We start from the raw sequence: 22,968 nt of genomic DNA, 5'->3' as shown, positions 1-22,968 counted from the left end.
GTATCAGTCAACATTGATATCGCCTGACACACCGCCATCGCCAGCAAGCCGGCTCCTACAGGTCCGTGTGATTTAGGCGTATCGCCGCCACCGATCCAGCGCGATCACCAACAACGCAATAACCACAAACCCCGCCAACAATCCTCCTGCATTCACAAACACCTGTGGATAACCCAGCTTGTCGACATCAATGAACGGATAGGGATAAACCGCCAGCAGATGCCCGCGCAGCAGCGCGTAAGCGAAGTACAGCAACGGGTAAATCACCCACAACGCAATATGCCGCAGACGCAGGGTGCCTTTGGGCACACACAACCACCACCAGGCCAGAAACAGCAACGGCATGACGTCGTGCATCAGCTCATCGGCCAGCCATTGCCAACCTTCGGGATGCCACAGATGGCGCAACAGAATGTTGTAGGCAAGGCCGACCACGGCGATGCTCACGGCAATCGCGCCGCTCACCCCCGGCTGCAAAAACCAGCGGCGCGCGGCCGACTCGCGGGACGTCAGTGCGCAGGTCAGCACGGTCGCCACCAGCGTGTTGCTGAGCACGGTGAAGTAGCTGAAAAAACTCACCAGCCCGCCCAGCAGACTGGCGACCAGCGTCCAGCGCGAATAGAAAATCAGGTACAGCTGAATGCTCAATCCCGCCCAGCCGAGGACAGCAGCCACGGCCACAAAACGACGGCGCACGGCAGGTTGCATGATCATGTTCAGAGCGGTCGCTTGGTACGCATCAACTTGACGTACAAGCGTTCGACTTTCTCCCGCGCCCACGGGGTCTTGCGCAGGAAGGTCAGGCTCGACTTGATGCTCGGATCACTCTTGAAGCAGCGGATATCGATGCGCTCGGCCAGCCCCGACCATTCGTAATGTTCAACCAGCGCGTTGAGGATCTGCTCCAGTGTCACGCCATGCAGCGGGTTGTTGTTCTGTTCGGTCATGCCGGGCCTTCGAGCGATAGATGAATTGGAAGCCGCGCACCTTAGCCGAGGGCCGCCTTGGGGGAAAGGCGTCTGTGCGCTATCTGTTGAATGTAGGCGAAACGGAACAAAACATTTGAATGGCATCACGCAATCCCTTGTAGGAGCGGCCGGGCGGCGTTCCGTTTGCCAGCGATGGGGCCATTGAATCTTGCATAGAACGTGAGACCGCCATCGCCGGCAAGCCGGCTCCTACAGGGTGTTGTGGTGTGCTGACTGTTACCGAATCAACAAAAATTCATCTCGGCAAAAGGCCTTTCTCTATTTGTAACAGAACATTATCCTTACGCCCGAACCTGCTGAAACGCTTCCGCTAACCGCTTCGCCCCTCACTCCCCAGAAAAAGATCAAGAATTTCTCCTCTATGCCTTACGTTCAATTTTTGCGAGACAGCGCTGTCTGCATGCCTGTTTCCCAGCGAAAAGTCCTCAACCTGATCAGCGGATTCACCGCGCTGGGCCTCGCCACCTGCGTTCAGGCCACCCCGGCCTTCGATAGCGAATCGCCGTGGATGCTCGGCGACTGGAACGGCGCGCGCACCGAACTTTCGGAAAAGGGCTACGACTTCAAAGTCGATTACACCGGTGAAATGGGCAGCAATCTGCACGGCGGCTACGACCACGATCGCACCGCGCGCTACAGCGATCAGTTCGGCCTCGGCACGCATCTCGATCTGCAGAAGATCCTCGGTTGGGACGACGCTGAATTTCAGCTGACCATCACCGAACGTAACGGCAACAACATCAGCAACGACCGGATCAACGATCCGCGGGTCGGCGGTTTCACTTCAGCGCAAGAAGTCTGGGGTCGCGGGCAAACCTGGCGCCTGACGCAGATGTGGTATCAGCAGAAATTCTTCGATCAGAAGCTCGACATCAAGGTCGGCCGTTTCGGCGAAGGCGAAGATTTCAACAGTTTCCCCTGCGACTTCCAGAACCTGGCGTTCTGCGGCTCCCAGGTCGGTAACTGGGTCGGGGGCATCTGGTACAACTGGCCGGTCAGCCAGTGGGCGATGCGGGTCAAGTATCACCTGACGCCAGAGCTGTACGCGCAGGTCGGCGCGTATGAGCAGAACCCGTCGAACCTTGATCGCGGCAATGGTTTCAAGCTCAGCGGCAGCGGCACCCAAGGCGCAATTTTGCCGGTGGAGCTGGTGTGGACGCCGAAGCTCAACGGCCTGCCGGGCGAATACCGCGCCGGTTACTACTACAGCAACGCCAACGCTACCGATGCCTACAAGGACAGCAATGGCCAGCCCGCCGCCCTGAGTGGCGAGGCCTACCGCAGCGCGTCAAGCAAGCACGGCGTCTGGCTGGGTGTGCAGCAGCAGATCACCAGCCGCGCCAGCGACAATTCCCGTGGCCTGAGCGTGTTCGCCAACGGCACGATGCACGACAAGAAGACCAACGCCATCGACAACTATGTCCAGGCGGGCGTCGTCTACAAAGGCTTGTTCGATGCGCGTGCCAAGGACGACATCGGTTTCGCCCTCGCCCGTGTTCACGTCAACCCGGCCTACCGAAAGAACGCCGAGGCGAGCAATCAGGCCCACGCAGTCTCCGACTTCGACGATCCGTCCTTCCTGCCGCCGCAGGACACCGAATACAGCGCCGAACTCTATTACGGCGTGCACGTCACGAACTGGCTGACCGTGCGCCCGAACCTGCAATACATCCGCCACCCCGGTGGCGTGGACAAGGTCGATGACGCGCTGATTGGCGGGATCAAGATCCAGTCATCGTTCTAAAGAACAACGCAAAACCCTGTAGGAGCCGGCTTGCTGGCGATAGCGGTGTGTCAGTCGACACATCTGTCGCCTGAAAGGACGCCATCGCCAGCAAGCCGGCTCCTACAAGGACCGCGTTAACAGTTCCAGTTTTTACATGAACCCTGCCCGCGCCGGATCGTCATCTACAGTGAACTTGCGCGGGACTACTTGAAACGTCACGGAGAACCACACTATGAGCACTGATGGTGCTTTGAGTCGAAGCCGTCTATTGCCGACCCTGCTCGGCATTCTGCTTCTGCTAATGGGCCTGGCCATGCTGGCCGGGGGGATCAAGCTGAGCATGCTCGGCGGCTCGCTGTATTACCTGCTGGCCGGTATCGGCCTGGCGCTGACCGGCGTGCTGCTGATCCTTGCCCGCCGCGCAGCCTTGGGCCTGTACGCGCTGGTGCTGTTCGCCAGCACCGTTTGGGCCTTGTGGGAAGTTGGCCTCGACTGGTGGCAACTGGTGCCGCGTCTGGCAATGTTGTTCGCGCTGGGCATCGTCATGCTGCTGCCGTGGTTCCGTCGTCCGCTGCTGCGCGAAGGCGCTGCACCGAAAGGCACCGGCGCACTGAGCGTGGCCGTGGTGCTCGCGGGCGTGACCGCACTGGCCAGCCAATTCACCAACCCCGGTGAAATCAAAGGCCAACTGGACCGCGACAGCGTACCGGGCATGACCAACACCGCCCCGGCCATGCCCGACGGTGACTGGAACTCCTACGGCCGCAGCGCTCACGGTGACCGTTACTCGCCGCTGGCGCAGATCACCCCGCAGAACGTCAACAAGCTCGTTCCGGCCTGGACCTACCGTACCGGCGACCTGCCGGGGCCGAACGATCCGGGTGAAACCACCGCTGAAAACACCCCGCTGAAAGCCAACGGCATGCTCTATGTGTGTACGCCGCACAGCCAAGTGATCGCACTGGACCCGGACACCGGCAAGGAAATCTGGCGTTTCGATCCGAAGCTCTCCACGCAAAACGCGGCGAACTTCAAGGGTTGGGCGCACATGACCTGCCGTGGCGTGACGTATCACGATGACGCGGCTTACGCCTCCGAGCAGAGCCCGACCGGCAGCGCCAGCGCGCCTGTCGCCAGCGTTTGCCCACGCCGTATCTTCCTGCCGACCGCCGACACCCGCCTGATCGCCCTGAACGCCGACACCGGCAAGATGTGCGAAGACTTCGGCGACAAAGGCCAGGTCGACCTGCGCGCCAACATCGGTGGTTTCACCGCCGGCGGTTACTACTCCACCTCGCCTCCAGCGGTCACCAAGGATCTGGTGGTGATTGGCGGCCACGTCACCGACAACGTCTCCACCGACGAGCCGAGCGGCGTGATCCGCGCGTTCGACGTGCACACCGGCAAACTGGTGTGGAACTGGGACAGCGGCAACCCGGACGACACCACGCCGATTGCCGAAGGCAAGGTCTACACCCGCAACTCGCCGAACATGTGGTCCATGTTCGCCGTCGACGAAAAACTCGGCATGCTGTACCTGCCGATGGGCAACCAGACGCCGGACCAGTTCGGTGGCGCTCGCACTCCGGAATCGGAACTGCACGCCGCCGGCCTGACCGCCCTCGACATTGGCACCGGTAAAGTGCGCTGGCACTTCCAGTTCACCCACCATGACCTGTGGGACATGGACGTTGGTGGCCAGCCAACCCTGATGGACCTGAAAACCGCAGACGGCGTGAAGCCGGCGGTACTCGCGTCCACCAAGCAAGGCAGCATCTACGTACTGGATCGCAGCACCGGCCAGGCGATTGTGCCGATCAACGAAGTGCCGGTTCCGCAAGGCGCTGTCGAAGGTGATCACACCTCGCCGACCCAACCGAAATCCGACCTCAACCTCATGCCGCCGCCGCTGCAAGAGCGCGACATGTGGGGCGTGACGCCGTTCGACCAACTGATCTGCCGGATCGACTTCAAGTCCATGCGCTACGACGGCCCGTTCACCCCGCCGTCGCTGCAGGGTTCGATCGTGTATCCAGGCAACTTCGGCGTGTTCGACTGGGGCGGCATCTCGGTTGACCCGGTGCGTCAGATCGCTTTCGTGAACCCGAGCTACATGGCGTTCAAATCGAAACTGATCCCGGCCGCCGAAATCGCAGCCCAAGGCCCGCGTAAAAGCGAAACCGAAGGCGTGCAGCCCAACAAAGGCGCGCCGTACGGCGTAGTCCTCGAAGCATTGCTGTCGCCAATGGGCCTGCCGTGCCAGGCGCCGGCATGGGGTTATGTAGCGGCGATCGACCTGACCACCGCCAAAGTCCTGTGGAAACACAAGAACGGCACCGTGCGCGACAGCTCGCCGGTTCCGATCCCGCTGAGCATGGGCGTGCCTAGCCTGGGCGGCACCTTCACCACCGCCGGTGGCGTTGGCTTCCTGAGCGGCACCCTCGACCAGTACCTGCGTGCCTACGACGTGAAAAACGGCAAGCAACTGTGGGAAGGTCGCCTGCCTGCGGGCGCGCAAACCACACCGATGACCTACACCGGCAAGGACGGCAAGCAATACGTGCTCGTCGTGGCGGGTGGTCACGGGTCGCTGGGCACCAAGCAAGGTGACTATGTGATTGCGTACAAACTGTCCGAGTAGGTTTTAGCGGCGGTTAAAGCAAAGGCGACTCCCGTGAGGGGGTCGCCTTTTTTTGTGATCCCTTGTAGGAGCCGGCTTGCCGGCGATGGCGGTTCAACATTCAACGTTGATGTCGGCTGACAGGACGCTATCGCTGGCAAGCCAGCTCCTACAGGGTTTGCATGTTGATCTATAAATTTGTGGGCAACAAAAAACCCGCCGTAGCGGGTTTTTCATTACAGCGGCCAGCGGATCAGAAATCCTCCAGCCGCCACACTTCATAAGCCGGTGTCTCGTAGGGATGGCTCTGTTTCAAAGCCGCCACCACCGAACGGATCAACTCATCCGCCACCACCAGCTCAACTTTCCATTCCTCGACCTGTTCGACCTGCCCTGCTTCGCCAATGAACGGCTGACTGCCCTCCATTGGACGAAACTGACCCAGGCCCAACACCTGCCATGCGCAGTGTTCGTAAGCACCGATTCGCCCGCCACCGGCAGCGAACACAGCGCTTTTGACCACTTCGACATGACTGGTCGGAACAAAGAAGCTGAGCTTGTACACGGCGCTTAGTTCACCCACACGCGAGCGTTACGGAACATACGCATCCATGGCGCGTCTTCGTTCCAGTCTTCCGAACGCCACGAGTTCTGCACGGCGCGGAACACACGTTCCGGGTGCGGCATCATGATCGTCACGCGACCGTCGCGGCTGGTCAAACCGGTGATCCCGCGCGGCGAGCCGTTCGGGTTGGCCGGGTACTTCTCGGTGACCTTGCCATGGTTGTCGACGAAACGCATCGCCACGCAACCCGACAGATCGGCTTCCAGCAACGCTTCTTCACTGGAGAACTCGGCATGACCTTCACCGTGTGCGATGGCGATCGGCATGCGCGAACCGGCCATGCCTTGCAGGAAGATCGAGTTCGACTCCTGGACCTGAACCATCGCCACACGGGCTTCGAACTGCTCGGAACGGTTACGCACGAAGTGCGGCCAGAACTCGCTGCCCGGAATCAGCTCGTGCAGGTTGGACATCATCTGGCAACCGTTGCACACGCCAAGGGTGAAGCTGTCGCTACGTTCGAAGAAACCCTGGAACGCATCACGGGCGCGGCTGTTGAACAGCGCGGACTTGGCCCAGCCTTCACCGGCGCCCAGTACGTCGCCGTAGGAGAAACCGCCGCAAGCGACCATGCCCTTGAAGTCGTTCAGGTCGACACGGCCGGCCAGAATGTCGCTCATGTGCACGTCGATTGCGTTGAAACCGGCGCGGTCAAACGCGGCCGCCATTTCCACCTGACCGTTGACGCCCTGCTCACGCAGCACGGCAACCTGTGGGCGGATGTTTTTCTTGATGTAAGGCGCGGCGACGTCCTGGTTGACGTCGTAGCTCAGCTTGACGCTCAGGCCCGGGTTGTCTTCTTCCAGCAGCACGTCGAACTCTTGCTCGGCGCAGTCGGCGTTGTCACGCAGACGCTGGATCTGGTAGCTGGTTTCAGCCCATGTACGCTGCAGCAGACGACGCTGACCTTCGAACACGGTTTCGCCGTTGAAGGTGATGCTGATCTCGCCGTTGTTCATCGGCTGACCGATCACCGACACGCACTCACCCAAACCAGCGGCGCTGAACTGCGCGAGGATGTCCGGAGTCGCGTCCTGGCGAACCTGGATCACGGCGCCCAGTTCTTCGTTGAACAGGATCGCTGCGATGTCGGCGGAGGTTTCCGCCAGACCGTCGAGGTTCAGGCTCAGGCCGCAGTGACCGGCGAAGGCCATTTCCACGGCGCTGGTCAGCAGACCACCGTCGGAACGGTCGTGGTAGGCCAGCAGGTGACCGTCGGCGTTCAGGCCCTGGATCACCGCGAAGAAGGCTTTCAGGTCTTCGGCATCATCGACGTCCGGCGCTTGCGAGCCGAGCTTGCCGTGAACCTGGGCCAGGATCGAGGCGCCCATGCGGTTCTGGCCACGGCCCAGATCGATCAGGATCAGGTCGGTGGTGCCCTTGTCCATGCGCAGTTCCGGGGTCAGGGTCTGACGGATGTCAGCCACTGGCGCGAAACCGGTCACGATCAGGGACATTGGCGAGGTGACGGTCTTGTCTTCGCCGTTGTCACTCCAGCGCGTGGCCATGGACATGGAGTCCTTGCCCACCGGAATGGTGATGCCCAGCTCAGGGCACAGTTCCATGCCGACCGCTTTCACGGTGTCGTACAGACGCGCGTCTTCACCCGGGTGACCGGCTGCGGACATCCAGTTCGCCGACAGCTTGATGTCGGAGATCTTGTTGATGCGCGAAGCGGCGATGTTGGTCAGGGTTTCGCCGATGGCCATGCGGCCCGACGCCGGAGCGTCCAGCAGAGCCAGCGGAGTGCGCTCGCCCATGGCCATGGCTTCACCGGTGTAGACGTCGAAGCTGGTGGCGGTGACGGCAACGTCGGCCACCGGAACCTGCCACGGGCCGACCATCTGGTCACGGGCCACGAGGCCGGTGATGGTGCGGTCGCCGATGGTGATCAGGAAGCTTTTGCTCGCCACGGCCGGGTGATGCAGAACGCGTTCGACGCAGTCTGCAATCTCCAGCGTCGATGGATCGAAATCGTCGCCCAGCTCGTTTTCACGAACGGCCGAACGGTGCATGCGCGGGGCTTTGCCCAGCAGCACTTCCAGCGGCATGTCCACCGGGCTGTTGCCGAAGTGGCTGTCGGTGACGGTCAGTTGTGGCTCGGCAGTGGCTTCGCCGACCACGGCGAACGGGCAACGCTCGCGCTCGCAGATCGCCTGGAAGCGTTCGAAGTCAGCAGGGCCGACGGCCAGAACGTAGCGTTCCTGGGATTCGTTACTCCAGATTTCGTGCGGGGCCATGCCCGGCTCGTCGTTTGGAATATTGCGCAGTTCGAAGCGGCCACCACGGTTGCCGTCGTTGACCAGTTCCGGGAAGGCGTTGGACAGACCGCCCGCACCCACGTCGTGGATGAAGCTGATCGGGTTCTTGTCACCCAGTTGCCAGCAACGGTCGATGACTTCCTGGCAGCGACGTTCCATCTCAGGGTTTTCGCGCTGAACCGAAGCGAAGTCCAGGTCAGCCGAGCTGGTGCCGGTGGCCATGGAGGAAGCAGCGCCGCCGCCCAGACCGATCAGCATCGCCGGGCCGCCGAGCACGATCAGCTTGGAGCCGACGGTGATCTCGCCTTTCTGTACGTGTTCGGCACGGATGTTACCCATGCCGCCGGCCAGCATGATCGGCTTGTGGTAACCGCGAACTTCGTCGCCACGCGGAGTGGTGATCGATTGTTCGAAGGTACGGAAGTAACCGGTCAGGGCCGGACGACCAAATTCGTTGTTGAACGCGGCGCCACCCAGTGGGCCTTCGATCATGATGTCCAGCGCGGTGACGATGCGCTCAGGCTTGCCGTACGGCACTTCCCACGGCTGTTCGAAGCCAGGGATCTGCAGGTTCGACACGGTGAAACCGGTCAGGCCGGCCTTTGGCTTGGCGCCACGACCGGTAGCGCCTTCGTCGCGGATCTCGCCACCGGAACCGGTGGACGCACCCGGGAACGGGGCAATCGCGGTCGGGTGGTTGTGCGTTTCGACTTTCATCAAAATGTGCACCGGCTCCTGTACCGCGCCGTACTGGCGGGTTTCAGGGTCCGGGAAGAAACGGCCGGCGACATTACCGACGATCACCGAAGCGTTGTCCTTATAAGCGGACAGAACGCCTTCGCTGTGCATCTGGTAAGTGTTCTTGATCATGCCGAACAGGCTTTTTTCCTGGCTCTGACCGTCGATGTCCCAACTGGCGTTGAAGATCTTGTGACGGCAGTGCTCGGAGTTCGCCTGGGCGAACATCATCAGTTCGATGTCGTGCGGGTTGCGCTTCAAACCAACGAAGGCGTTGACCAGGTAGTCGATCTCGTCTTCGGCCAGGGCCAGGCCCAGCTCGGTGTTGGCTTTTTCCAGCGCGGCGCGGCCGCCACCCAACACGTCGATCGCGGTCAGCGGCTTCGGTTCGGCGTGGCTGAACAGGCCGGCGGCCTGTTCAAGGTTGGCGAGGACGATCTGGGTCATGCGGTCATGCAGCACATCGGAGATCAGCTGCGCTTCGGCGTCGCTGAACTGGCCGGCGACGTAGAACGCGATACCGCGCTCCAGGCGCTGGATCTTGCTCAGGCCGCAATTGCGAGCGATGTCGCTGGCCTTGCTGGACCACGGCGAGATGGTGCCGAAACGCGGCAACACCAGGAACAGGCGACCGGTCGGTTCTTGAACCGGTACGCTTGGACCGTACTTCAGAAGGCGCGCGAGCACCTGCTGTTCGTCGCCGGTCAGGACGCCGGTAACTTCGGCGAAGTGAGCGAATTCAGCATACAAGCCGCTGACAGCCGAAACCTTCTGGCTCAGTTGCTCAAGGAGTTTGCTGTGGCGAAAGGCAGAAAGGGCAGGAGCGCCGCGCAGGATCAACATCTTCGGGACAGCCTCGGGAAGGGGTGTGCTTTGAGGCCGTGCATTCTAGCCTAAACCGCCCGCGACATCACCCGAAACGGTACGGGCGGCGTCACCCGGACGTCGGGCCGGGTATCCGGACCTGAAACTGCGGTCGGCCAGGTGTTATTTTTTGTGTCACAAAAAGCCATTCGAGCCCATTCCTGCGGGCTCCAGAGCGGTTTTTCGCTCTCTAGCAGACAAGGCCTTCGCTGTCGAGATATGGCGCTCGTGGTCCTTTGCGTATACTGCGCAGATGTTTTCCCCAACGGCTTTGCGTCCGCGGTACGCCAAATGGCTGATCGCAACCGGACTCTTCCTGATGCTCAGTGGCTGTGTTGATAAACCCAACACGCTGGAGCGCGTAAAGGAGGATGGCGTGCTGCGGGTGGTTACCCGAAACAGCCCCGCCACCTACTTTCAGGATCGCAACGGTGAAACCGGCTTCGAATACGAGCTGGTGAAGCGCTTCGCCGACGATCTGGGGGTCGAACTCAAGATCGAAACCGCCGACAACCTTGACGACCTGTACAGCCAGGTGGGCAAGCCCAACGGTCCGGTGATCGCTGCGGCCGGCCTGGTCAGCAGCGAAGCGCGCAAACAGCAGGTGCGGTTTTCCCACTCTTATCTGGAAGTCACCCCGCAGATCATCTATCGCAACGGCCAGTCGCGGCCGACCGATGCAAAGGATCTGGTGGGCAAGAAGATCATGGTGCTCAAGGGCAGCACCCACGCCGGGCAACTGGCGGAGTTGAAACAGAAGTTTCCCGGCATTGAATACGAAGAGTCCGACGCGGTTGAAGTCGTCGACCTGCTGCGCATGGTCGATGAAGGCCAGATTGACCTGACCCTGGTCGACTCTAACGAAGTGGCGATGAACCAGGTCTACTTCACCAATATCCGGGTCGCCTTCGACCTCGGTGACGCCAGCGACCAGAGCTGGGCCGTGGCCGCCGGCGACGACAACAGCCTGCTCAACGAGATCAACGCCTACCTCGACAAGGTGAAGAAGAACGGCACCCTGCAACGCCTGAAGGACCGTTATTACGGGCACGTCGACGTCCTCGGTTACATGGGCGCCACCACCTTCGCCCAGCATTTGCAGCAACGACTGCCCAAGTACGAGCAACACTTCAAGACCTACGCCAAGAAAGAGAAGGTCGACTGGCGCCTGTTGGCGGCGGTCGGTTATCAGGAATCCCTGTGGCAAGCGGCCGTCACGTCGAAGACCGGCGTGCGTGGCCTGATGATGCTGACCCAGAACACCGCGCAAGCCATGGGCGTGTCCAATCGCCTCGATCCGAAGCAAAGCATCATGGGCGGCGCCAAGTACCTGGCCTACATGAAGGAACAGCTGGATGAGTCTATCCAGGAACCGGACCGTACCTGGTTTGCGCTGGCGGCCTACAACGTCGGCAGCGGTCACCTGGATGACGCGCGCAAACTGGCGGCCAAGGAAGGGCTGAACCCGGACAAATGGCTGGACGTGAAGAAAATCCTGCCGCGCCTGTCCGAGAAAAAGTGGTACAGCAAAACCCGTTACGGCTACGCCCGTGGCGGCGAGCCGGTGCATTTCGTGGCGAACATCCGTCGCTACTACGACATCCTGACCTGGGTGACGCAGCCTCAGCTGGAAGGCAATCAGGTGGCCGAAGGCAATCTGCATGTGCCGGGGGTCGACAAGTCCAAGCCGAGCCAGGAAACCCCGCAGCTTTAGATTTGTGTTGCTTTTGAGGACGCCTTCGCGGGCAAGCCTCGCTCCTACAGGTCCGTGTTGTGCCGCAATTTTGCGTATGGCACCGACCCTGTAGGAGCGAGGCTTGCCCGCGAAGGCAGCACCTCCGTCTTAGCCCTTCAACGCTGCGGCCAGGATCAACGCCTTCATTTCAGACACCGCCGACTTGAACCCGACAAACAACGCATGCGCCACCAGCGCATGGCCGATGTTCAGTTCGTTGATGCCCTTGATCGCCGCGACCGCTTCGACGTTGTGATAGTGCAAACCGTGACCGGCGTTGACGATCAAACCCTGCGCCAGACCAAACGCCACGCCATCGGCCACGCGCTTGAGCTCTTCAGCCACGTCCGTCGGTGTCTCGGCATCGGCATAACGACCGGTGTGCAATTCAATCGCCGGAGCACCGACACGACGGGACGCTTCGATCTGCCGCTCGTCCGCATCGATGAACAGCGACACTTCGCAACCGATCTTCGCCAGGCGATCCACTGCTGCCTTGATCCGCGCTTCCTGCCCCGCTACGTCCAGACCGCCTTCGGTGGTCAGTTCCTGGCGGGTTTCCGGCACCAGGCAAATGTGCGCCGGGCGGATGCGCTCGGCGAACACCATCATTTCTTCGGTGACGCCCATTTCGAAGTTCATGCGGGTTTGCAGCACATCCTTGAGCACCAGCACGTCACGTTCCTGAATGTGCCGACGGTCTTCGCGAAGGTGCACGGTGATGCCGTCAGCGCCCGCCTCTTCGGCGTCCAGTGCGGCCTTGACCGGATCGGGATAGCGAGTGCCCCGGGCCTGGCGCAGGGTGGCAACGTGGTCGATGTTCACGCCAAGAAGAATTCGATTGCTGGTGGTCACGGAAGCGCTCCTGAATTTAAAGATTCGGCGCACAGCATACACGGGGCAACAAGGTCTGTTGATCCTTGGTGGGAGCGAAGATCAAGACCCTACGGCTTTCGAAACAACTCTCGGGAAACCAGGGGACGACCGCCCAGGTGAACGGCTAATGCCTGGCGCATCAAACGCTTGGCGGCGGACAACGCGCCGGGGGCCGACCAGTCGGCGTCGGCCATGGCCAGCAGTTCGGTGCCGTTGAACAGACCGGGTTGCAGCAGGTAGACCCGTTCCAGGCCGGCATCCACCTGTAGACGATACAGACCATCCGGCGCGATGGGTTCGCCGTGGATGTCGGTGTTCAGCGCGAAGCCGTAACCGAGATCGTCGAGCAAGCGCCATTCGAAGGAACGCAGCAGTGGCTCCAGCGGGCGGCCTTCGGCCAGCGCAAGCAAAGTCGCGGCGTAGTGATCGAAGACAGCGGGATGGGGATCTTCTGATGGCAACAGGCGAATCAGTAGCTCATTGAGGTAAAGCCCGCTGAACAGCGCCTCACCGATGAGCCATGTCGACGTACCGGCACTTTCCATGCGCCCGACATTCTTCAACTCGCCACGCCCCCGGAACTCGACTTCCAGCGGCACGAACGGCCGCGCCAACGTCCCGGCCTTGCCCCGCGCACTGCGCAACACCGCCCGCAGCCGACCTTGCGGCGTGAGGAAATCCACCAATGCGCTGTTTTCGCGGTAGGCGCGGGAGTGGAGGACGTAGGCGGGTTGGCCGATGGGCTGGGACATGGTGCTCTCAATGACGGATCGCGATTTTACTAACACCCCAAAACCACTGTGGGAGCGAGCCTGCTCGCGATGAGGGACTGACATTCAACAACATTGTTGACTGACAGACCGCTATCGCGAGCAGGCTCGCTCCCACAGTTTTATCACCTGGGCTCAGGTTTACAGGTCGCCGTAACCCAGCGAACGCAATGCGCGCTCATCGTCGGACCAGCCGCCTTTCACTTTGACCCAGAGGTTGAGCATGATCTTGGAGTCGAACAGCAGCTCCATGTCCTTGCGCGCCTCGGTGCCGATGCGCTTGATGCGCTCGCCCTTGTCGCCAATGATGATTTTCTTCTGGCCGTCACGTTCGACGAGGATCAACGCATGAATGTGCAGGGTTTTCCCCTGCTGCTTGAACTCTTCGATTTCCACGGTGATCTGGTATGGCAGCTCGGCGCCCAGCTGACGCATGATTTTCTCACGCACCAGTTCAGCGGCGAGGAAGCGGCTGCTGCGGTCGGTGATCTGGTCTTCCGGGAAGAAGTGATCGTTTTCCGGCAGGTGCTCGGCGATCACTCGTTCCAGCGTGTCGAGGTTATGCCCGTGCTGGGCCGAGATCGGCATGATCTGCGCGTTCGGCAGCTGTTCCTGCAACCAGGTCAGGTGCGGCATCAGCTCGGCTTTGTCTTCGATGCGGTCGGTCTTGTTCAGCGCCACGATCAGCGGGCCGGTCACGTACTGGACGCGCTCGAGCACCATCTGGTCTTCGTCGGTCCACTTGGTGCGATCCACCACGAAGATCACCACGTCGACGTCTTTCAACGCCGCCGAAGCGGTCTTGTTCATGTAGCGGTTCAAGGCCTTTTCGCCGCCCTTGTGCATGCCCGGGGTGTCGACGTAGATCGCCTGGACGGCGCCTTCGGTCTTGATGCCCAGCATGTTGTGGCGGGTGGTCTGAGGCTTGCGCGAAGTGATCGCCAGCTTCTGGCCGAGGATGTGGTTCAGCAGCGTGGACTTGCCCACGTTGGGACGGCCGACGATGGCAACATAGCCACAGCGTGTTGCGGTTGAATCAGTCATTGCCATTCTCCACACCCAGGGCTATCAGTGCTGCGGCGGCCGCTACCTGTTCGGCAATACGACGACTCACACCCTGACCTCGGCTTTTTTCATTCAGTAAGGTGATTTCGCATTCGACGAAGAACGTCCGGCAATGCGGCTCACCCTGGATATCCACCACTTCGTAACGCGGCAGCTCACAACCACGGGACTGCAGGAATTCCTGCAGGCGGGTTTTTGGATCTTTGTTGGTGTCGACCAGTGTCAGGCCTTCGAACTCGCCGGCCAGCCAGGCCAGCACGCGTTCGCGCGCCACGTCCATGCCGGCGTCCAGGTAGATCGCACCGATCAGCGCTTCCAGGGCATCGGCCAGAATCGACTCGCGACGGAAACCGCCGCTTTTCAACTCGCCGGAACCCAGACGCAAGTAATCGCCCAGATCGAAACCGCGGGCCAGTACAGCCAGAGTCTCACCTTTCACCAGACGTGCGCGCAAACGCGACAACTGGCCTTCGCGGGCCAGCGGGAAGCGATCGAACAGCGCCTCGCCAGCGACGAAGTTGAGGATGGCATCACCGAGGAATTCCAGGCGTTCGTTGTTGCGCCCGGCAAAGCTGCGGTGAGTCAGGGCCAGGACCATCAGTTCCTGATCCTTGAAGGTGTAGCCGAGCTGACGCTCTAGACGGCTTAAGGAGACGCTCACGGTTTACCCACGCTGAGTTCGTGGCTGGATTCCACCGCCATCGCCGTGGTGCGGCGCAGGCTTGGGACAATTAACGCTGTGTTCAAAAATTACGTCCTGAATATCATTGTTTTCATGCGTCTGGCGCCGATTGTGGCAGTTCCAGAAATGCATTCGGCGCTGTGTTCAACAGCGCCGTGTGTGATTACTTGATCAGGCCAACCCGCGAGAAATTCGGCAGGTGACTGAGTTTGGGTTCCGGCCAGCTCATCCAGACTGCGAAGGCCTTGCCGACGATATTCTTGTCGGGAACCATGCCCAGCAGATCCTTGGGAATAGTCGGATCATCCCAGTAACGACTGTCGTTCGAGTTGTCGCGGTTGTCGCCCATCATGAAGTAGTGCCCGGCAGGCACGGTCCACGTATGGTCAGGTGATGCGCGATAACGGCTCATTTCCTTGCGGATCAAGTGCTCGGCGGCACCGAGTTTTTCCTTGTAGAGCTCGGCGCTGCCCAACGTGCCCGGCTCGGAGCCGACCAGTTGCTCGGCAATCGACTCGCCGTTGACGAACAGGCGCTTGTCGGCGGTGTAGCGAACCTGGTCACCCGGCAGGCCGACCACACGCTTGATGTAGTTGACGTTCGGATCACTCGGGTAACGGAACACCATCACATCGCCGCGCTGCGGATCACCGACATCGATGACTTTCTTGTCGATCACCGGCAGGCGGATCCCGTAGGAAAACTTGCTCACCAGAATGAAGTCGCCGACATCCAGCGTCGGTTTCATCGAGCCGGAAGGAATCTGGAACGGCTCCACCAGGAACGAACGCAGGACCAGCACGATGAACAACACCGGGAAGAACGACTTGCCGTATTCGACCAGCAGCGGCTCTTTGTTCAGCTTCTCGACCACCACCACATCCGGCTGGCTGACGCTGCCCTGATAGGAGGCGATGGCGGCACGCCGACGCGGCGCCAGGAAAACCAGATCAAGCAACGCCAACAGGCCGCAGACGAACACGGCGATGACCAGCAACAGCGGGAAATTTAGTGACATAGGACCTAACTATCCAACCTGAGCACTGCAAGGAAGGCTTCTTGTGGAATTTCCACGTTGCCGACTTGCTTCATGCGTTTCTTACCGGCCTTTTGCTTTTCCAGCAGCTTTTTCTTACGGCTGACGTCACCACCGTAGCATTTGGCCAATACGTTCTTTCTGAGTGCCTTGACGGTTGTCCGCGCCACAATCTGACCGCCAATGGCGGCCTGGATTGCCACGTCGAACATCTGCCGTGGAATCAGTTCTTTCATCTTCTCGGTCAACTGGCGACCTTTGTAGTTCGCATTGTCACGGTGCACGATCAGCGCCAGGGCGTCGACTTTGTCACCGTTGATCAACACATCCAGTTTCACCAGATTAGCCGATTGATAACGATCGAAATGGTAATCCAGCGAAGCATAGCCACGACTGGTGGATTTCAGACGATCGAAGAAGTCCAGGACCACTTCGTTCATCGGCAAATCGTAGGTCACCTGAACCTGAGTACCGAGGAACAGCATGTCGTGCTGCACGCCACGCTTCTCGATGCACAGGGTAATAACGTTGCCCAGGTGTTCTTGCGGCACAAGAATGTTGGCCCGCACGATCGGCTCGCGCATGTCTTCGATCGTGGACAGGTCCGGAAGCTTCGACGGGTTATCGACGTAGATCGTTTCACCGGTTTTCAGCAACAGCTCGAAAATTACCGTCGGCGCCGTGGTGATCAGGTCCAGGTCGTACTCGCGCTCCAGGCGCTCCTGGATGATTTCCATGTGCAGCATGCCGAGGAACCCGCAACGGAAGCCGAAGCCCAGGGCGTCGGAGCTTTCCGGGGTGTACTGCAGCGACGAGTCGTTGAGCGTGAGCTTTTGCAGGGCTTCACGGAAATCTTCGAAGTCGTCGGAGCTGACCGGGAACAGACCCGCGTACACCTGCGGTTGAATGCGCTTGAAACCTGGCAGCACGTCAACGTCGGGGGTGGAGCTCAAGGTCAGGGTGTCACCCACTGGCGCACCGTGAATGTCCTTGATGCTCGCGATAATGAAGCCCACTTCACCGGCCTTCAGGTCGGCAGTAGGGGTGTGTTTCGGGTTGAATACACCGACGCTGTCCACCAGGTGGATCTTGCCGGTGGACTTGACCAGGATCTTGTCGCCCTTCTTCACGCGACCGTGGCGCACTCGCACCAGGGACACAACGCCCAGGTAGTTGTCGAACCAGGAGTCGATGATCAACGCTTGCAGCGGATCGTCGTAGTTGCCGGTAGGCGCCGGAATGGTGGTGACCAGGCGCTCCAGCACTTCATCGACGCCCAGACCGGTCTTGGCACTGCAAGTGACCGCGTCGGTGGCATCGATGCCGATGATTTTTTCGATTTCTTCTTTGACGCGGTCCGGATCGGCCTGTGGCAGGTCGATCTTGTTCAGGACCGGCATGACTTCCAGACCCTGCTCGATCGCCGTGTAGCAGTTGGCAACCGACTGCGCTTCAACGCCCTGACCGGCATCGACCACCAGCAAGGCACCTTCACAGGCCGCCAGCGACCGGCTGACTTCGTAGGTGAAGTCAACGTGGCCCGGGGTGTCAATGAAGTTCAGCTGGTACTTGATGCCATCGCGAGCGGTGTAATAGAGGGTGACGCTGTGGGCCTTGATGGTGATCCCGCGTTCACGTTCCAGGTCCATGGAGTCCAGCACCTGGGCTTCCATTTCGCGCTCGGCAAGGCCGCCGCACATCTGGATGAAGCGATCGGCCAGCGTCGACTTGCCATGGTCAATGTGGGCGATGATGGAGAAATTGCGGATATGACTCAAATCACTCACGGATCAACACTCAAAAAGGCTGCAGGCATGGCCCGCCGAAAAATAGCCGGGAATTGTACCTGATCCACGGCGCAAGCGTCACGTTCGCAGGTCAGACGGCACCTACAAAAAACGCCCCGGTCTTGCGACAGGGGCGTTTTTGAAGGCTTTTGTAGGAGCCGGCTTGCTGGCGATGGGGGCGCCGCAGTGGGTCTGGATGACCGAAGCGATGTGCTATCGCCAGCAAGCCGGCTCCTACAGGTTCGTGTGTTTCAACCGGCTCGGCGCAGGAGGTAGACCCCGGCCAAGGCACACACACCCGCCGGCACCAGCACCGCAAACAGCGGCGAGAACCCGAACACCAGGCTCGAAGGCCCCAGCAGGTCCTGGACGATGCGGAAGGTGAAGCCCACCAGCACGCCGGTGAATACCCGCTGACCGAGGGTAACCGAGCGCAGCGGACCGAAGATGAAGGAGATCGCCATCAGTACCAGGGCGGCAGTGACCAGCGGCTGCAACACCTTGACCCAAAATGCCAACCAGTAGCGGCCATTGTTCAACCCCTGATCCGCCAGGTAGTGGATGTAACTCCACAGGCCGGTGATCGACAGCGAATCCGGCGACATCACCACGGTGCTCAGCAGTTGCGGGCTCAGCGCCACGTTCCAGCGCTCGACCGGGGCCGTGACCACTTCGGTGCTCTTGTCATGGAACAGCGTGGTCGTGACATCGCTCAACTGCCAGTGATCCTGGTCGAATTTCGCGCGTTTGGCGAAGCTCGAGGACAGCATGTGCCGCTGATCGTCGAAGCGATAGCGGGTCACGCCGTACAGCACGCCGTTGGGTTGTACCGAGTTGACGTGGATGAACTCCTCGCCCTGACGGTGCCACAGGCCATGCTTGGCGCTTTGCGCATCACCACTGCCTTGAGCCAGCGAGCGGTTGGCCTGCGCGGTGCTTTCGGTCGCCGGCGCGATGTACTCGCCAATCAACACGCCCACCACCATCAGGATCAGCATCGGCTTCATGACGGCCCAGACGATCCGGCCGATCGACACGCCCGCAGCGCGCATGATGGTCAGCTCGCTGTGGCTGGCCAGACTGCCGAGGCCGATCAGGCAGCCGATCAGTGCTGCCATCGGCAACATGTCGTAAAGACGACGCGGCGCAGTCAGCAGGACGTAACTCAAGACATCGACCAGGGTGTAGGTATCGCTGACTTCACCCATCTCGTCGATGAAAGCGAACAGCGTGGCCAGACCGAGAATAATCCCCAGTACCGCCAGGATCGCGATAAAGACGCTGCTACCGATGTAGCGATCGAGCTTAACCACGGGCCACCTCCAGCGCGCTGCGGCGACTCGCCCGCTTCAACTGCCAGGGTTCCCAATAGAGCAAGCCAAGGCCGATGGCCAGGAAGATTGCGTGAACCCACCACAAGCCCAGCGCGGGCGGGATCTTGCCCTTTTCGAGGGCGCCGCGAGCGGCAATCAGGATGCTCAGGTAAGCCATATAAAGAAGAATCGCCGGCAGCAGCTTGAGGAAACGGCCCTGGCGCGGATTGACCCGCGACAGCGGCACCGCCATAAGGGTCACGATGAAGACCAGCAAGGGCAAGGACAGGCGCCATTGCAACTCGGTGCGCGAACGCAGGTCATCACTGCCGAGCAACGAACTGGTGGGCATTGCATCACGGTCGGTGACTTCGTCGCTGACGTCCGGTTTAGGCAGCAACACGCCGTACTCTTCGTACTTGATCGCACGATAGTCGGCCTGCCCCGGGTTACCGTCGTAGCGATAACCGTTGTCGAGAATCAGGTAGCGGTTGCCGTCGGGGCGGATTTCCTGACGGCCCTTCTCGGCCACCAGCACGGAAATCCCGCGATCCTTCTTGTCCGACGAGACGTTCTTTTGCGAAATGAACACGCCGCCGAGGTGGATGCGGTCATCCGACAGGGTTTCGGTGTAGGTCACCCGGGTGCCGTCACGCAGGGCCTGGAAGCGGCCCGGCTCGAGGGTATCGAACTCGGTCAGCGCATCTTGTTTGTTCAGCAGCAACTGAAACTGATTGGCCCCTTGTGGCGCCAGGCTCAGGCTCAACCATGCCACCACCAGTGCCACCAGGGTGGCCGGAAACAGGGTCATGGTGAACAGGCGCTGTTGGCTCATGCCCGTGGCGGAGAGCACGGTCATTTCACTTTCAAGGTACAGGCGACCGTAGGCCAGCAGGATCCCGAGGAACAGGCCCAGCGGCAGGATCAGTTGCAGAAAGCCTGGCAGGCGAAAGCCCATGATCAGGAACAGCGAGCCCGGATCCAGAAGGCCAGCCGCCGCCTGGGCGAGGTATTTGATGAAGCGTCCGCTCATGATGATGACCAGCAGCACGGCACTGACGGCGCTCAAGGTCAACAGGACTTCGCGGGATAGGTAACGGAAGACGATCAAACCAGACACTCCAGGGTTGTCAGGCTAAGGCGGCCAAACAAGCAAACGTATCAGGCAGCCCGCAAGACAGAGCTGCCGAAAAAAGTTGGCGCATTATCCTGTGATTGGACGCGCCTGTCACTGCGCATGGTTACGCAGGCGGCCAAAGCGCAGAAGATCGTACAACCGAGGGTTGTCAGGCGCCGGTAGCGAGGTTCAAACTGCGGCCTTTGTCGCAAGCCGTGACTTGCGTCTTTCACTCTATAAATAAGCAGGCTCGAACGTCTGTCGTCGAGCACTTGCGTGTTGACCCATCATTCAGGGACCCGGACATGGAACTGGTTGTAAAAAGCGTTAACCCAGAAACGTTGAAAACCGCCACCCTGGTAGTCGCCGTCGGCGAAGGCCGCAAGCTCGGCGCCGTTGCCAAACAACTCGACGAACTGAGCGGCGGCGCCATCAGCGCAGTGCTCAAGCGTGGCGACCTGGCCGGCAAGGTTGGCCAGAGCCTGTTGCTGCACAGCCTGCCGAACCTGAAAGCCGAGCGCGTGTTGCTGGTCGGCGTGGGCAAGGACGAAGAACTGGGTGACCGCCCGTTCCGTAAAATCATCGCCGGCGTCCTCAACACCCTTAAAGGCCTGGGCGGCAGCGATGCCGTGCTGGCGCTGGACGAAGTGATCGTCAAGGGTCGCGACAGCTATGGCAAAACCCGCCTGCTGGCCGAAACCCTGGTGGACGGCGAATACACCTTCGATCAGTTCAAGAGCCAGAAAGCCGAACCTCGCGCCCTGAAGAAAGTCACCCTGGTGACCATCAAGGCGGCCCAGGCTGAAGTCGAGCGCGCCGTGGCCCACGCCACCGCGATCGCCAACGGCATGGCGTTCACCCGCAACCTGGGCAACCTGCCGCCGAACATCTGCCACCCGACGTTCCTCGGCGAGCAAGCGAAAAACCTCGGTAAAGAATTCAAAAGCCTGAAAGTCGAAGTCCTTGATGAGAAGAAAATCAAGGAACTGGGTATGGGCTCGTTCTACGCCGTCGGCCAGGGCAGCGCCCAGCCACCGCGCCTGATCGTCATGCAATACAACGGCGGCAAGAAATCCGAGAAGCCGTACGCCCTGGTCGGCAAAGGCATCACCTTCGACACCGGCGGCATCAGCCTGAAGCCGGGCGCCGGCATGGATGAAATGAAGTACGACATGGGCGGCGCCGCCAGCGTCTTCGGCACCCTGCGCGCCGTGCTTGAACTGAAGCTGCCGATCAATCTGGTGTGCATCCTCGCCTGCGCCGAGAACATGCCGAGCGGCAACGCTTCGCGTCCGGGCGACATCGTCACCACCATGAGCGGCCAGACCGTGGAAATCCTCAACACCGACGCCGAAGGCCGTCTGGTGCTGTGCGATGCCCTGACCTACTCCGAGCGCTTCAAGCCGCAAGCCGTGATCGACATCGCAACCCTGACCGGCGCTTGCGTCGTTGCATTGGGTGCGCACACCTCCGGCCTGCTGGGCAACAACGACGAACTGATCGGCCAGCTGCTGAGCGCCGGCCAATCGGCTGACGACCGCGCCTGGCAACTGCCGTTGTTCGACGAGTATCAAGAGCAGCTGGACAGCCCGTTCGCCGACATCGCCAACATTGGCGGCCCGAAAGCCGGCACCATCACCGCTGCCTGCTTCCTGTCGCGCTTCACCAAGAACCTGAACTGGGCGCACCTGGACATCGCCGGCACCGCCTGGACCAGCGGCGGCAAGGATAAGGGCGCCACTGGCCGTCCGGTTCCATTGCTGACCCAGTACCTGCTGGACCGCGCCAAAGCCTGAAACCGATGACCTCGGGCGGCGTTGCTTTCGGGCGACGCCGCCTGGGGCTCAGGAACCGCAATGACCAAAGTCGACTTCTATATCCTGCCCAGCGCCGATCCTTCGGCACGGCTGGATTTCGCCTGCAAGCTCACCGATAAAGCCTGGCGCATGGGCCATCGCATCTACCTGCATTGCAGCGATGCCGCCCAGCGTGACGATCTCGATGCGCGCCTGTGGGCCTTCAAGGGCGAAAGCTTCGTGCCCCACGGCCCCGCCGAAAGCGAGCCGGACGGTTTGATTGTGCTGGGTCTTGGCGATGACTGCGGTCAACATCAGGATTTGCTGGTCAATCTCGACCTGAAAGTCCCGGCCTTTGCCAACAAATTCGCCCGGGTGGCGGAAGTGGTGGTGGAGGATCCGGCGATACGCACGGCTGCGCGGGAGAGTTTCCGTTTCTACCGCGAACAGGGCTATCCTCTGCAAGATCACCGTTTACAGCGACTCTGAGCATTCCGATGGACACTCCAAAACCGCTGCAAAAGTCCGCGCACCTGCTGGACGACCTTGAGTCGATCCGCCAATTGCTCGGCGATGACAACCTGCAACCACCGCTGCTGACCGACACGGTCGACGATGGAGAGCAGGAACAGATTCCGATGTTGTTCGACACGGTCAGCGCCAGTCAGCCCACCGTCGCACCGACGCCAGTCGCCGCTGCCGCGCAACCGGCACCCGCTGCCAAAGGTCCAGACGACCTGCTGCACCTGGACAGCGAACTGCGCGCCGCCGCGCAACTGATCATGCAAGACGTGATCGACGACTTCGCCCCGCACATCGAAACCGAAATCAAACGCCGCCTCAGCGCGCGCCTTGAGCGGTTGCTAAGCCAGTACAACGATTAATCGAACACCCCCCTCCCGTAGGAGCGAGGCTTGCCCGCGAAGGCGATATGTCAGATACATCAATGCTGACTGACACACCGCCTT

The 22,968-nt window shown here is 60.8% G+C and carries 18 protein-coding genes; 6 read left to right on the top strand and 12 right to left on the bottom strand.

Going from position 1 to position 22,968, the window contains the following annotated elements:
- Positions 1–72: 72 nt before the first annotated feature.
- Both KGB27_RS25135 and KGB27_RS25130 read right to left on the bottom strand, forming a co-directional pair.
- Positions 73–708, bottom strand: a complete 636-nt coding sequence (locus tag KGB27_RS25135; protein WP_411736715.1) for a Pr6Pr family membrane protein — start codon at positions 706–708, stop codon at positions 73–75.
- A gap of 8 nt (positions 709–716) precedes the next feature.
- Positions 717–947: a VF530 family DNA-binding protein gene (locus tag KGB27_RS25130; RefSeq protein ID WP_007903672.1), complete on the bottom strand. Its 231-nt coding sequence runs from the start codon at positions 945–947 to the stop codon at positions 717–719.
- A gap of 403 nt (positions 948–1,350) precedes the next feature.
- Between KGB27_RS25130 and KGB27_RS25125 the strand changes: the two genes are divergently transcribed.
- Complete coding sequence (locus KGB27_RS25125; RefSeq protein WP_223556714.1) at positions 1,351–2,733, top strand: carbohydrate porin; 1,383 nt, start codon at positions 1,351–1,353, stop codon at positions 2,731–2,733.
- 214 nt (positions 2,734–2,947) lie between these two features.
- On the top strand, positions 2,948–5,356 hold the full coding sequence (locus tag KGB27_RS25120) for a glucose/quinate/shikimate family membrane-bound PQQ-dependent dehydrogenase (RefSeq protein WP_207286055.1): 2,409 nt from the start codon (positions 2,948–2,950) through the stop codon (positions 5,354–5,356).
- Between the two features lie 232 nt (positions 5,357–5,588).
- Here the strand turns inward: KGB27_RS25120 and KGB27_RS25115 are convergent, their stop codons facing one another.
- Entirely contained in the window at positions 5,589–5,900 is a 312-nt protein-coding gene (locus KGB27_RS25115; protein WP_032828634.1) for a YqfO family protein, read from the bottom strand.
- Between the two features lie 5 nt (positions 5,901–5,905).
- A complete protein-coding gene (gene purL / locus KGB27_RS25110; protein WP_008042487.1) occupies positions 5,906–9,802 on the bottom strand; it encodes a phosphoribosylformylglycinamidine synthase in 3,897 nt (1,298 codons plus the stop codon).
- A gap of 274 nt (positions 9,803–10,076) precedes the next feature.
- Between purL and mltF the strand changes: the two genes are divergently transcribed.
- On the top strand, positions 10,077–11,537 hold the full coding sequence (gene mltF, locus KGB27_RS25105; protein ID WP_032832725.1) for a membrane-bound lytic murein transglycosylase MltF: 1,461 nt from the start codon (positions 10,077–10,079) through the stop codon (positions 11,535–11,537).
- Between the two features lie 129 nt (positions 11,538–11,666).
- Here the strand turns inward: mltF and pdxJ are convergent, their stop codons facing one another.
- The 8 genes from pdxJ to lptF form a co-directional block, all read right to left on the bottom strand.
- Positions 11,667–12,413: a pyridoxine 5'-phosphate synthase gene (pdxJ, locus tag KGB27_RS25100; RefSeq protein WP_008042485.1), complete on the bottom strand. Its 747-nt coding sequence runs from the start codon at positions 12,411–12,413 to the stop codon at positions 11,667–11,669.
- A gap of 89 nt (positions 12,414–12,502) precedes the next feature.
- Positions 12,503–13,186: a DNA repair protein RecO gene (recO, locus tag KGB27_RS25095; RefSeq protein WP_008042484.1), complete on the bottom strand. Its 684-nt coding sequence runs from the start codon at positions 13,184–13,186 to the stop codon at positions 12,503–12,505.
- A gap of 159 nt (positions 13,187–13,345) precedes the next feature.
- Complete coding sequence (era, locus tag KGB27_RS25090; RefSeq protein WP_008026691.1) at positions 13,346–14,248, bottom strand: GTPase Era; 903 nt, start codon at positions 14,246–14,248, stop codon at positions 13,346–13,348.
- Positions 14,241–14,930, bottom strand: a complete 690-nt coding sequence (rnc, locus tag KGB27_RS25085; protein WP_032828632.1) for a ribonuclease III — start codon at positions 14,928–14,930, stop codon at positions 14,241–14,243. The genes era and rnc overlap by 8 nt, the downstream gene beginning before the upstream one ends.
- A 184-nt stretch (positions 14,931–15,114) precedes the next feature.
- Complete coding sequence (gene lepB, locus KGB27_RS25080) at positions 15,115–15,969, bottom strand: signal peptidase I (protein ID WP_008026689.1); 855 nt, start codon at positions 15,967–15,969, stop codon at positions 15,115–15,117.
- A 5-nt stretch (positions 15,970–15,974) separates the two neighbouring features.
- Positions 15,975–17,774, bottom strand: coding sequence for a translation elongation factor 4 (gene lepA / locus KGB27_RS25075; protein ID WP_008026688.1), 1,800 nt, complete (start codon positions 17,772–17,774; stop codon positions 15,975–15,977).
- 251 nt (positions 17,775–18,025) lie between these two features.
- Positions 18,026–19,087 carry an LPS export ABC transporter permease LptG gene (lptG, locus tag KGB27_RS25070; protein WP_008042483.1) on the bottom strand — a complete coding sequence of 354 codons (1,062 nt, stop codon included), beginning with the start codon at positions 19,085–19,087 and terminating at the stop codon, positions 18,026–18,028.
- Complete coding sequence (lptF, locus tag KGB27_RS25065; protein ID WP_008042482.1) at positions 19,080–20,198, bottom strand: LPS export ABC transporter permease LptF; 1,119 nt, start codon at positions 20,196–20,198, stop codon at positions 19,080–19,082. Before lptF ends, lptG begins: the two co-directional genes overlap by 8 nt.
- A 311-nt stretch (positions 20,199–20,509) precedes the next feature.
- Between lptF and KGB27_RS25060 the strand changes: the two genes are divergently transcribed.
- Genes KGB27_RS25060 through KGB27_RS25050 form a run of 3 tightly spaced genes read left to right on the top strand, consistent with a single transcriptional unit; the run spans position 20,510 to position 22,884 of the window.
- The gene (locus tag KGB27_RS25060) at positions 20,510–22,000 is read left to right on the top strand and encodes a leucyl aminopeptidase (protein WP_008042481.1); all 1,491 of its coding nucleotides are present in this window, start codon (positions 20,510–20,512) and stop codon (positions 21,998–22,000) included.
- A gap of 60 nt (positions 22,001–22,060) precedes the next feature.
- Positions 22,061–22,489 carry a DNA polymerase III subunit chi gene (locus tag KGB27_RS25055; protein ID WP_008026678.1) on the top strand — a complete coding sequence of 143 codons (429 nt, stop codon included), beginning with the start codon at positions 22,061–22,063 and terminating at the stop codon, positions 22,487–22,489.
- Between the two features lie 8 nt (positions 22,490–22,497).
- A complete protein-coding gene (locus KGB27_RS25050) occupies positions 22,498–22,884 on the top strand; it encodes a hypothetical protein (RefSeq protein WP_008026675.1) in 387 nt (128 codons plus the stop codon).
- Positions 22,885–22,968: the final 84 nt, after the last annotated feature.

Origin of the sequence: Pseudomonas sp. BF-R-01, from assembly GCF_019946615.1 — a bacterium.
Lineage (GTDB): Bacteria > Pseudomonadota > Gammaproteobacteria > Pseudomonadales > Pseudomonadaceae > Aquipseudomonas > Aquipseudomonas migulae.
Note: the sequence above shows the minus strand (reverse complement) of the source record. Positions and strands in the feature narration are given on the sequence as shown.